7 protein-coding genes are annotated in these 12442 nt (G+C 55.3%); 1 reads left to right on the forward strand and 6 read right to left on the reverse strand.

Going from position 1 to position 12442, the window contains the following annotated elements; genetic code table 11:
* From RB297_RS14220 to RB297_RS14245, 6 genes are all read right to left on the reverse strand, one after another.
* On the reverse strand, positions 1-675 hold the full coding sequence (locus RB297_RS14220) for a sulfite oxidase-like oxidoreductase (RefSeq protein ID WP_375120922.1): 675 nt from the start codon (positions 673-675) through the stop codon (positions 1-3).
* Positions 676-766: 91 nt separating this feature from the next.
* On the reverse strand, positions 767-1690 hold the full coding sequence (locus RB297_RS14225; protein WP_012819304.1) for an ABC transporter permease: 924 nt from the start codon (positions 1688-1690) through the stop codon (positions 767-769).
* Positions 1674-2741 (reverse strand): ABC transporter permease, encoded by a 1068-nt coding sequence (locus tag RB297_RS14230; RefSeq protein WP_012819303.1) that lies wholly within the window; start codon positions 2739-2741, stop codon positions 1674-1676. The genes RB297_RS14225 and RB297_RS14230 overlap by 17 nt, the downstream gene beginning before the upstream one ends.
* Complete coding sequence (locus RB297_RS14235; protein WP_096775141.1) at positions 2741-4234, reverse strand: ABC transporter ATP-binding protein; 1494 nt, start codon at positions 4232-4234, stop codon at positions 2741-2743. The genes RB297_RS14230 and RB297_RS14235 overlap by 1 nt, the downstream gene beginning before the upstream one ends.
* 69 nt (positions 4235-4303) lie before the next feature.
* Entirely contained in the window at positions 4304-5341 is a 1038-nt protein-coding gene (locus tag RB297_RS14240) for a BMP family protein (RefSeq protein ID WP_192569537.1), read from the reverse strand.
* A gap of 391 nt (positions 5342-5732) precedes the next feature.
* Positions 5733-9584 (reverse strand): RCC1 domain-containing protein, encoded by a 3852-nt coding sequence (locus tag RB297_RS14245; RefSeq protein WP_375120753.1) that lies wholly within the window; start codon positions 9582-9584, stop codon positions 5733-5735.
* Between the two features lie 192 nt (positions 9585-9776).
* Here RB297_RS14245 and RB297_RS14250 point away from each other — a divergent pair, with 192 nt between their 5' ends.
* Positions 9777-12398, forward strand: a complete 2622-nt coding sequence (locus tag RB297_RS14250) for a winged helix-turn-helix domain-containing protein (RefSeq protein WP_375120754.1) — start codon at positions 9777-9779, stop codon at positions 12396-12398.
* The last annotated feature ends 44 nt before the right edge of the window (positions 12399-12442 follow it).

Raw genomic sequence — 12442 nt, forward strand, 5'->3', positions numbered from 1 at the left:
TTAGTCAAACTCCTTACGTGTCCATTCGTCTTCGGGTATATCCAGCGCCTCGCCGCTAAACCGCTCTTCCTTGAACGGGTCCGCTTCGTTGTGGAAGCCGTTGCGTTCCCAGAAGCCCGGGCGGTCTTCCTTCATAAACTCGATGCCGCGCAGCCACTTGGCGCTCTTCCAGAAATAGCGGTGCGGCACGACCGTGCGCAGCGGCCAGCCGTGCTTGTCCGTCAGCGACTCGCCGTTGAAACGATAGGCCAGCAGCACATCGTCACGGAGCAAATCCTCGATCGGCACATTCGTGTCATAATCGGGATCAGCATGAAACATGACGTATTTGGCATCCGGCTTGATCCGAAGCCCTGCTATGAAATCCCGGAACAGGATGCCCTCCCATACCGTATCGAACTTGGACCAGCGCGTGACGCAGTGAATGTCGGTGTTCACCGTTACCGTTGGCAGCGCCAGAATATCTTCATACGTAAAGGTCCGTTCCTCTTCCACTTCGCCGAAAACCCGGAGGGTCCATTCCGACATGTCGTAATGGGGAACCTCCCCTTCATGCAAAATCGGGAACTTCTCGGTCAACGTCTGCCCCGGCGGCAGCTTGGCCCGCTGCTCTTCGGTCAGGTTGCCCACCGCCACCGGCTTCATTTTTTTCAAACGTTCTGCTTTTTTATGCACCATGTTCATCTCCTTTACGCTTGATCGCTTTCGCATCCGCTTATCGACGGGATGACTTCAATCACAGGTTGTCGCGTAGCGGACTACGCGCTTATCTGGAGCTGGATCCCTGCTTCAGCGCGTCCTGCTGGAAGCTTTTATCCTTAAAGAAGAACATCGCCAGAATCGTTACGACATAAGGCAACATCTGCGTAAAATGCGTAGGCAGCGCCAGCCCCTGGAACCGGATGCTGAGTGCATCCATAAAGCCGAACAGCAGGCTTGCCGCCGTTACCCCAAGCGGACCCGATTGGCCCAGCATCGTGGCGACGAGCGCGATAAAGCCGCGGCCTGCCGTCATGCCTTCCGTAAACATCGTCACCTGTCCAAGCGACAGCTGCGCGCCTGCAAGCGCACATAACACGCCGCTCGCGAGCACGGCTCCATACTGATACCGTCTTACACGGATGCCCACGCTTTTGGCAGCGAGCGGATTCTCGCCGGCAGCCAGAAAACGGAAGCCGTTCTTCGTGCGATAGAAATAATACCACATGAGGCCCGCAATCAAAAACGACAGATACACAAGCGGCGTCAGGCCCGCCAAAATGGGACCGATCACCGGAATATCCTCGATAATCGGAATGTTCCATTTCGGCAGCCCGACCATCGTATTATCATAAAATGCACCTTTCACATCAAAAATAGCCCGCAAGCTGAATGTGGTCAACCCTGCCGCCAGCGCATTCATCGCGATACCGACCACGATGACGTTGGCCTGCAGATTAATGCTGAGGTAAGCAAAGATAAAGGAAAAGATCGACACGATCGCAATCGCGAACAAAATCGCGTAAAACACGTTGCCGAAAAAGTGGTTCCCCACCACGGCTGAGAAAGCCCCCAGCAGCATAAAGCCTTCCAAACCGACGTTGAACAATCCGACGCGCGAACACAGGGCACCGCCGAGAGCCGCAAGCAGGATCGGAGTGAGCACGCGGAGGGCCGAGTTGATTAAAGCAAGGTCAAACAGCTGTTCCATCGGATTTGTTCCCCTTTCTGCGCTTCAGGAAGCTGTATGTGAATCGGGCGGAGATAAACAGAATCAGCACGGCTTGGATGATCGCTCCAACCTCAAGCGGCACTTCCGTATTCCGTTCCACGCCCATGCCGCCCGTCTGCAGCGCGGCCAAGAAAATCGATGCAATCAGCGTGCCGATCGGATGCGACCCTGCCAGCAATGCTGCCATGATGCCCGTCCAGGCATAGTCGGCCGTAGATAACGCACCATCGATATAACGATACTGGGAGCCCAGGATTTCAACGGCCCCGCCAAGTCCGGCCAAGCCGCCGCTGAAGAACATCGCGCCAAGCATCATCGGCCCGCGCTTAACCCCGCCGAACAGGGCAAACAGCGGATTTCCGCCTAGCATCCGTACTTCGTAGCCGATCACGGAGCGCTTCAACAAGACGAATATAATCAACGCGGCCAGCACCGCGAGCACAAAGCCGACATGCAGCGGCATGCCGGAGATCAGCTTCGGCAGCCAGACGCTGTTATCGAGCATTTCGGATTGCGCCATCGCGGCCGAACCCGAGCGGTCCTTCAGCGGATAGGCGACCAGATACCCCGCAAACAATACGGCCACATAGTTCAGAAGCAGCGTGGAGATCAGCAGGTTCACCCGGAACCGGGCATCAAAATATCCGGCCATTACCGACCATAATCCCCCTGCGACAACGCCGGCAAGAATCGCAACGATGCACACCAGCCAGCCCGGACCCGGCATATACAATCCGACCAACGCGGCGGAAAGCGCGCCAAACACCATTTGTCCTTCCGCGCCTAGGTTAAAGAAGCCTGCACGGAAAGCAAACGCCGCGCCCAGACCGATCAGAATGATCGGGGTCGCGCGGGACAGCGTATTCGTAAAGAAATACATCCCGCCGAAGGCACCCTTCCACATCTCCGCGTAGGTCTGCAGGATATCGCCGCCGGCAATCATGATCGCGATGGCTCCGGCAAGCAGCCCCACGATGATTGCGGCAATCGGCTGAAGCAGCGGAAGCGTAAACTTAGTCCATTTGTTCATTACAGAGTTCCCCCCGCCATCAGCAGTCCCAATTTCTCTTCTGTCGCTTCCTTCGCCGACAGTTCGCCCGCGATCCGGCCTTCATACATGACCAGAACACGGTCGGACAGCTTCAAGATTTCCGTTAATTCCGACGATACCAGCAAAATTCCCGTGCCCTCTTCGCGCCGCTTGAGCAGTTCGCCATGAATCGTCTCCATGGCACCGATATCGACGCCTCGCGTCGGTTCCGCCGCGATCAGGAACGGAGTTCCCTGCTCCAGTTCCCGTGCCACGATCAGCTTCTGCAGATTGCCGCCGGACAAATACTGCGTGCTGGTCTCCAGAGAGCCCGTCTTGATGGAGAATTTCTGAACCCATCCGGATACGAGCGAACGAATGTCCTTGAGTTTGAGGAAGCCGCCCTGCTGCAAGCGGCGGTGATGCCCCATAAGCCCGGTATCCATCACGGTTGCCGTTCGATTGGCACCCCATACGTAGCGATCCTCCGGAATATGGGCTAACCCGTGTTCCCGTATTTCTCTTGTCGACATGCCGGTTACGTCCTTGCCCGACACGGCAATCCGGCCGCTGTCCGGCTGAGCCAGGCCCGAGATCACTTGAAGCAGCTCGGATTGCCCGTTGCCTGAAATACCGGCGATCCCGACAACCTCGCCGGCCCGTACCTCCAGGTTTACGCCGTCCAGAACCGGCTTGCCTTTCGTTCCGCGGATCGAGACGTCCGATACTTCCAGCACCTTCTCGCCCGGCGTGATCGGCTTGCGGTCCAGTTCCATCAGCTCGCGGCCGACCATGAGACGGGAGAGCTGGTGGGCATCGGTGTTCCCCTTCTCCACCACGCCAGTGACGGCACCGTCACGGAGCACCGTAATACGATCGGCCACGTCAAGGACCTCGTTCAGCTTATGGCTAATCAGGATAAAGCTTTTTCCCTGTTTGGAGAGCTGTTTAATGGCATCCAGGAGCTCCTGCACCTCGAGCGGCGTCAGCACGCCCGTCGGCTCATCCAGAATGATGATTTCGGCTCCCTGATACAGCACCTTCAATATTTCAACCCGCTGCTGCACGCCGGGGGCACTGCTGCTTACGGTGGCGCGCGGGTCCACCTTCATGCCGTATTTTTCGCAAAGTCCTTCCACGATCTTCACGGCTTGCTTGCGGTCAAACCCGGCACCTGAGCCCGGCTCATTGCCGATCACGATATTCTCGGCGATCGTAAACGTAGGAAACAGCATGAAGTGCTGATGCACCATGCCGATTCCGCCTTGAATCGCGTCAAGCGGGCTTGCAAACGAAACTTCCTTGCCATTCAGCCGAATCGTACCCGAGGTTGGCTGCTCCATCCCGTACAATATCCGCATCAGCGTCGTTTTGCCTGCACCGTTTTCCCCGACTATCGCATGAACCTCACCCGCGCGCAGCGAAAAATCAATGCCGCGGTTTGCGCTGAACTCGCCATACTTCTTCGTAATATTGTCCATCTGGAGTAGCATCGAGTCATGCCTTCCTTTCGTTTCTGAATGAAAGACCGACTGCCCATGTGCAGCCGGTCCAGGTAAGAACTAATTTTGTTCCAATGCGTTCGTTACTTTAATCTTTCCGGCGATGATATCGTCGGAAATCACCTTAAGCTGATCCACGATGTCTTGTCCAATGAATGGGTTAAGCGGCGTTTTGCTCTCATGCGTAACGTAAGTGAGACCTACTGCGCCTTCCTTCAGGCCGTAGTCGCGAATATCGAAAGTATAGTTGCCCTCTGCAAAATCCTTCACCGTTTCGTATACGACAGCGTCGGTACCTTTCAACTGCGCGAGCACCACATGCTCAGGCTCGGTATTGTCCGTATCTTGTCCGGAAGTGTAGAAGCCCTTCTCTTTCGCTGCTTCGAACACGCCCAGATCGCCAACGGCGGACATGCCGGCTACGAAATCCGCGCCCTTGGAGTTCTGCAGGAGCGCAAGCTCCTTCGCTTTTGCCGGATCGTCGAATCCGCCTACGAAGTTAACGAAAACTTCGATGTTCGGATTGACCGATTTCGCGCCTTCCTCAAAGCCGGTCATATATTTATGCATAATCGGAATGTCGTTGGCCACAACGTTGCCGACCTTGTTCGTTTTCGTTGCCAATCCTGCAGCCGCCCCCAGAAGATAAGCAGCCTCATGCTCGCGGAATCCGACGCTGCGGACGTTCGGCAAATCCACGACCGTGTCAATGATCGCAAACGGCACGTCCGGATTCTCCGGTGCAACCTTCTTCAATGCATCCTCCATCTGGAAGGTGGATGTGATGATCAGATCATACTTCTCGGCAACCGCCGTGCGGAGGTTCTGCTCGATCGAAGCAGGGTCTGTCGATTCAATCGTTTTGACTTCAACGTTGAAATCGGCAGCAGCCTTTTGCAATCCTTCGTCCATCAGGGCAAAGAATGGATTCACGCCGATCTTCTCAGGAAGAACTAGTGCAATGCGTTTCTTATCTTGAGATCCTTCGGAACCGCCATTAGCTGCACCACTGTCAGTAGACTTATCATCGTTGCCGCAACCTGCAAGCAATCCAACGGATAATACGAGTGTTAATAGAATTGACCATGTCTTTTTCATTTCCTGACCTTATCCTCCTAAGTGAGCACTTTTTATACTATTATCCTATGGTATAGACAAGCAGATGTCAAAACAAAAATTTTAGCGTTTTATGTAGTTTAATGTGTTTTTTAGCAAAAATTTGGTGGAAAACTGCGTATATCACAGAACATTACCTTGTCAAAATGTCGATAATGTTCGGAAATTGCCAACATTTGATCAAACGCTTCCGGCATGGATCCGGGATGAAAACGCATTATTTTCAAATTCCTGGCATCACGCAAACCTGAATTCTCTCTATCTATATAAAAAAGGATGCCGTTAGGCATCCTCTCTCTTGCATGATTTCTATTTAGATGAAGCAGCATACGAAATGTTGAATTCTTCAGCCCAGCCTGCTTCCAACGCCGATTCAATCGATCAGCTCCGAGCCTTTCAATAACCGCTGCAGCATGACCGCTGCTTCGCCGCGGGATAACTTCTGGAGCGGCTTAAGCCCTGCACCCGATCCCAGGACAATTCCTTGCTTCACTAGGGCGGCCGCAGCCGGTCTGGCCCAGTCGGACAGGTCTTCACGGTCCTGGTAAGGGGAGAGGATGGCTGCCGCCTCCATCTCATTCACTGCACTCGTTGTTCCCGCCAGCTTCATCACTCTCGCCATAACCGCTATGGCCTCTTGACGCGTGATGCCTTGGGCCGGCCTGAAACGGCCGTCCTCATACCCCTGAAGGAGCCCATACTGCACAGCTTGCGTTATGACGCCGCCATGCCAGTCCTCTGCGTCGACATCCCGGAAAGCAGGAGCTCCGTCCTGCACCTCATCCAAACCGAGCACCCTTACGATCATGGCGGCAAACTCGGCACGGCTCACTTGGGCATTCGGCTCGAAATGAATCGCCGCGGGCTGATTCGCATTTGTGTCTGTCCCACCTTCGGCAAGTCCGGTTCCGTTCAGAATCATTCGCGAAGCAAGATCGTTCACCGCATCCTTGGACCAGTGGAACGATACATCAGCAACTCGCACTTGATGAGAGATGAAAGCAATCGTACCTGCCGATAAGGAATGCAGAATCGCCTCGCGGCTTCCGTCCTCCTTCAGCTCGAAGCGCGTCGGGATCGGGTAAAAGCTGCCGTTCCGATCCAGCAAGACAGCCGTTGTCATGCGGCCCGGCATCCCCTGCGGCCAAATGATTCGCTGCTTCATATATTGCGGGAACGGATCTAACTGCAGTGCCGTGTCCTGAGCTTTAGCCGTGATTTCAAACTCGATAGGCAAACCGATAAGCGTACTGCCGGATTGCGATGCGGCCTTCTTAACGGCCTCTACCTTGGCAGCGTCGCTGCCAGCCATCGTCAGGGTTATCGATATTTGATCCGCGGCCGGCAAATCCGTGCTTCCTGGCGCGTGCCAGCGCGAAGATGCCATCACGGCCGCAGGAACGTGGAAATGACCAAGCGCCGATCGGATTTCAATGGCCCCCTGCTTGGCTTTAAGCAGGTCAAGAGCAGCTCCGTTTGTTTCCAGGGAGACCTGATCCGCAGGCCGTGCCAACGCGATGACGATTACCGGATTGTAGTCCACTGTCTCTAAACGGGCTTCCAGCTTAGCCGTATCCAGTTTCATCGATACGACGGTATGTCCATTGGCCTCATGGAACAAACCTGTAACCATCCCTTCCTGTGATTCATCGTTTATCGTAACGTTGACGTCCACTCTATTCGAAGGTGCGGCATTGCCCGATAGGCCCGGTATAGCCGATCCTTGGCCGGAACCTCCTGGCGACGAACCTTCCGGCTCTTCAGGCGTCCCGCCACTGCCTCCGGATGAAGCTCTAACCAATGTCGTTCTGTATTTCATATGCTGGCCGTCAGGCGCCGTCACCATAACCTCGATGACCTGGCTGCCTACGGCGACGGGGAAGGAAGGGCTCACCTGGCCGGAGAGGAGATCCATCGGCCCCCATACCAAATTTCCGGCCTCGCCGTACACGCTGGCCGTTACCGTCGCCCTCGCATCATATACCTGTGCCGTTACCGTGAGGCGATCCGTATCGCTGGCGACCTGCGCTTTGTAATCATAGTGATCTCTGGCAAACTCAGGGCTCAGCGCTACTTCTCCGCTCGACGAACGCAGCGACAATGCTTGCAAATCAGCGTCATACACCGGAGCCTCATGTTCCCTGACCGTAAAGCTCCAAGCATCCGCCCCCTGAATGCCGGCAAAGCCGGCACTTGAATGGTTACCGGTAAAAGCACCCGGCTCGATCTCGACGTAATAGGCCGCCCCCGCATCAAAATCATTCAGCGGATCTATGCTCGCCGCGTTCCCGAGAATCGTGACGCTCCCTGCATCGGAGGCATCGACGGTCTCGACGACTCGATGATCCGAGGCAAGCCTAATCGTAATCGATTTACCGGATACCGCCGTCACTTCTTCATTAAAGACAACCTGCAAGATTACATCTTTTTCCACGCCGACAGCCTGGTGGGACGGCGTGTAAGATACGGCCTTAAGCTCGGTCGGGGCCTGAATCGCCTTCCATTGGGCATACAGCGTGACGTCCTGCGTACCGAATATAAGCTTGCCACCGGCAGGATAATCGATTCCGCTTCCGTCGGCCTCCGTATTCCAGCCGTCGAAGACATGTCCATCCTTGCCCAGCTGCCCCGTATTGCCCGCCACGACCGCTTCGTCGCCTCTGGCAAACAAACCGCTGCTTACCGGAACATTCCCTGCGGTGTGTCCGTTGCCGTCATAGGTTAACGAGTAGATTTGCGGCCATAGGGTTGTCACCTTCAGCATGCGGTATGCGCTTTTCCTGCCTACGGCATCTTTGACCATGACGTTAAAATAATGATCGGTGCCTGCGGCAAGCCCGTTCACCACCATTCCGGTGTGACCCGCCGCGTAGTTTCCGAGGGGCTTCCCGTTCCTCTCCATTTGGCTGACGTTCCCGATATTCGGGCTGCCGGACGAATATAACAAATACTGCAATTCGTGCTGCTCCGTCATATTGTCCGAGGCTTTCGGCCATTCCAATGCAACGGAGTCTGACGTGATGCTGTGCGGATTCAGGCTACCGCTGCCCGTATCCGGAGACGTCGTATCCAGCACGGCTTTGGTCAGGGTAGGTATTCCCCTCGTATTGTTGTACGTCCCGTCTCCGATTTGTCCTCCGGAGTTATAGCCCCATCCCCAGACGGTTCCATCCTTCTTCATAGCCACGCTATGAAAGCCGCCGGCGGAAATTTCGCGTACATGCTCGATCCCCGGCACAGGGACCGGAATGAGGCTGGAAGCATTCGAGTTTAGGCCCAGCTGCTGTTGACTGTTATCTCCCCAGCTCCATACGTTTCCTGCCCGGTCCACTGCAAGGCTGTGATAACCTCCACCCGCAACGGCAACGATATGCTGCAGGTTTCGAACCTGCACGGGTCTCGTCCGGTGCGTTCTCGTACCGTCGCCAAGCGTACCGTACGTATTGTTTCCCCATGCCCACACGGTGCCGTCTTGTTTAATGGCCAAACTATGGGAACCGCCGGCGGCAATCGCCATGACGTCCGTCAGCCCGGCAACCTGTACCGGAACGTGCCGGTCCGTCGTTGTCCCGTCTCCAAGCTCCCCGCTTCCGTTCACGCCCCAGGCCCATACGGTGCCGTCCGATTTTAAGGCAAGACTGTAGTATCCTCCAGCCGCAATCGCCGTCACATCGCTTAGACCAGTAACCAGAACCGGGGAGTTTTGTTGTATCGTCGTTCCATTTCCCAGCTCGCCGTTGTCATTCTTCCCCCAAGTCCAAACGGTGCCGTTCTCTGAAAGCGCCATGCCGTGATAGGCCAATCCGCCCGATATTGCCTTGATCCCGCTCAGACCCGGAACTTGCGCGGGCGCGTTCACATTCGTTATCGTTCCAATCCCTAACTGTCCGTTCTCGTTTGCCCCCCAGGTCCATACCGTTCCATCCTGCCTTAGCGCCATCGAACTGCGGACGCCGGAGTGAATGTCAATGACATGGTTCAAATTCTTCGCCATGACCGGAGTCGTCCGGGTATTCCAGGTGCCGTCACCCAGCTGCCCCCTGTCTCCGTATCCCCATGAGTAAACTTCACCGCTGCTTACGAGCGAAGCGGTATGATAGTACCCGGCTACAAGCTTTGGTGCAACGGCCGCAGCCGCAAAGGCTTCGCGATATCCCAATAACCCATCCAGCTGCAGCAGCAGCAAAGCCGCACACAGCAGGATTTTTCCTGAACGCCTTAGCATAATCTCCTCCTTCGTTTCATCAGCGTTATGATAGCTGCGGCCCGGTTAGGACCGCGGCACCAAGGATGCTATCAAATTTATGGGAGGAAAACGATTGACAAACGTTAACTTTTCATCTTTTTTTTCATATAATCTAGTTATCGCGACTCAATTTCCGTAAAAATAACGTTTCGTATATTGCGAGGGTATCCTATGAAACTACTGACCGACTCACCCATTCTGAAAATGAAAATAAGCCTTCCCGGTCTGAAGGAGCATCTGATTCGCCGGGACCGGCTGCTGCAGGATATGGCAGCAGGCCATAAGGGTCAGCTGACAACCGTCATCGCGCCTGCCGGATACGGCAAGTCGACGCTGCTCGCCCAATGGGCTCATGAGACCGACGAACGAAGCGCCTGGGTTTCGCTGGACGAGCGGGATAACGATCCCGTCCGCTTTTGGAGATACGTGGCGGCCTCGCTGGCCTCGATTCTTCCCGAGCCGCAAGGAGTTCGTCTCATGCACCATACGCAGCTGCTGCCAAGCGCCTCGATTGAAACCTTTCTGGATACGCTGATCAGTGAATTATACGAGGATTCCGAGCCCCTCAATCTCATTCTTGAGGACCTGCACAGTATTCACTCTTCAACCATCCATGGAGGGATTTCCTACTTGGTCGACTACCTCCCCGAACATATTCATCTTCTCATCTCGTCCCGGACCGAGCTTCCATTCCCCACGATCAAGGGCTTGGTAAACCATGAGGTCCATCTTATCGGCATGAAGCAGTTGGAATTTACTTACGAGGAGACGGAGCGCTTGTTCCGCCATGCGTCAAACGGCGGCCATCCCATTCTGACCTCGATGGAGATTGATACGTTACGGAACCAGACGGAAGGCTGGGTTACCGGGCTCCAGCTTGCCGTGATTACCACGCGAACCGGCAGCGGTCTGGAAGGATTCGTGGAGGATATGAAGGGGAATCCGCTTCTCGTATCCAAATATCTGTTTCAGGAAGTCGTAAGCAAGCTGTCGCCCGACGTGTTCTCCTTTTTGCTCCAGACCGCCGTCCTTTCAGAGCTGCATCCGCAGGTTTGCGATGCCGTAACCGATCTCGGCGACAGCCGTCCGATGCTGGAGGAGCTGCAGAAGCTGAATCTGTTTCTGGTTCCGCTGGACGAACATCAAACCTTCTTTCGTTATCATCATTTATTCTCGCAGTTTCTGCTCGACCTGCTTCAGCGCGAGTTTCACGGGGAATATACCAAGCGCCACCGGCTCGCCGGTGAGTATTATGCCTCCGTCGGCTCCATGGATGAAGCGATTGACCATATGTTGGCAGCGCAGGACTTCGGGCATGCCCTGAACTTGCTCGAGCAGCATATGCAATCCGTGCTCGAACTTGGAGAGATTGCCACCTTGCTGAAATGGTTTGACCGCATCCCCCCCAGCTATCCGATGACACCCGAAATGTCGCTGGCGCATGCTTTTGTCTTGGTACTGACAGGAAATCTCGAACGTTCCGAGCGCATGCTGTCCCTTATTGAGGAAGCCTGCGCTGCGCTAGAATCATCGGACCGAAGGGAGCAGCTTATGAGTTCCATCCTGTTCGTGCGGTCCAATCTTGTTTTTCTGAACGGTGACTTCGGCAAATGGTTCGCCTTCAGCGAAGGTATCCTCGACAACCTGATGCCCGACAATCCGATGTACTACCAGTTCGATTACAATCGGCGGGAGCCTTATGTCAGGCGTACCTCGCTCGGCATGAAGGGAACTCTCTCCGCCGATACGGAAAGAATCGCGCATCTGTTTACCGGTGTGCTGGAATCCCACGGGTGGGCGCATTCGCTCATGAACTTATATGTTAAACAATCCTTGTGCGAGGGATATTATGAATGGAACCGACTGGCGGAATGCCGGCAGCTGCTGGTGCAGATCCGTAATGCGCCGCCCGCCAAAGAAACGATGGGGCTGTTCGTGCCGCTGCATATCACCGAAGCCAGGCTGTTCGCTGCCGAGGGCAAATTCCATCTAGCCCATTATGCTTTGGATGAAGCGTGCTCCGCTGCGCTTGCCAGGAAATCGAGCCTTTGGCTCGCCCCGTTAAAGGCCGTCAGAAGCTTGATCTATATCCGGGAAGGGCGTATAGCCGAAGCACGGAAGGAAGTGGCCGATCTCCCCGTTTCAGTCAAGGACAAGCCCGCCTATAGCCGGGAAACGGAATACCTGGCGTTGGTCCGCATGTTAGGCAGACAGCGCAGGGAAACCGAGGCGCTGCGCCTCCTGGACCTGTTGAAACCTCAGGCGGAGCGCGAACAGCAGCGATCCAGCATCATTGAAATCACAAGCCTGCAGGCGCTGCTGGAACATCAGCGCGGCCAGCGGCAGCAGTCGCTTCATCTTCTTGGCGAAGCCTTGCGTGTCGGGGCACAGAACGGTTATGTCCGCACCTTCCTCGACGAAGGGGAGGACATGTGCCAGCTGCTGCAGCAGTATTCGAGCCGACTTGGACAGGAAGACGGCTTAAGCCCGGAGAAACTTCGGACGCTTGAATATGCACGCACGCTCGTGAAGCGTTTCCCGGGTTATTCCGAAGCGGATATTCCTTCCGCCGAGACACCCCAGCAAACTCTTCACGAACGGCTGAATCGGAACGAAATGAATTTGCTGCATCTGATTCGCCAGGGCGCCGCGAATAAACAGATGGCCGCAGCACTCGGCCTGTCCGAAGGAACGATCCGGGTGTATTTGTCCAGACTGTACGGCAAGCTCGGCGTGACGACACGCACGCAGGCTCTGGTTAAAGCCCAGTCGCTGAACCTGCTGGAGGATTAATCGGGGATAACCCTACAAATGAACCCCGGGACACGCGTTCCCGA

This window comes from Paenibacillus sp. CR_12, from assembly GCF_041953985.1.
GTDB classification, from domain to species: domain Bacteria; phylum Bacillota; class Bacilli; order Paenibacillales; family Paenibacillaceae; genus Paenibacillus_AQ; species Paenibacillus_AQ lautus_A.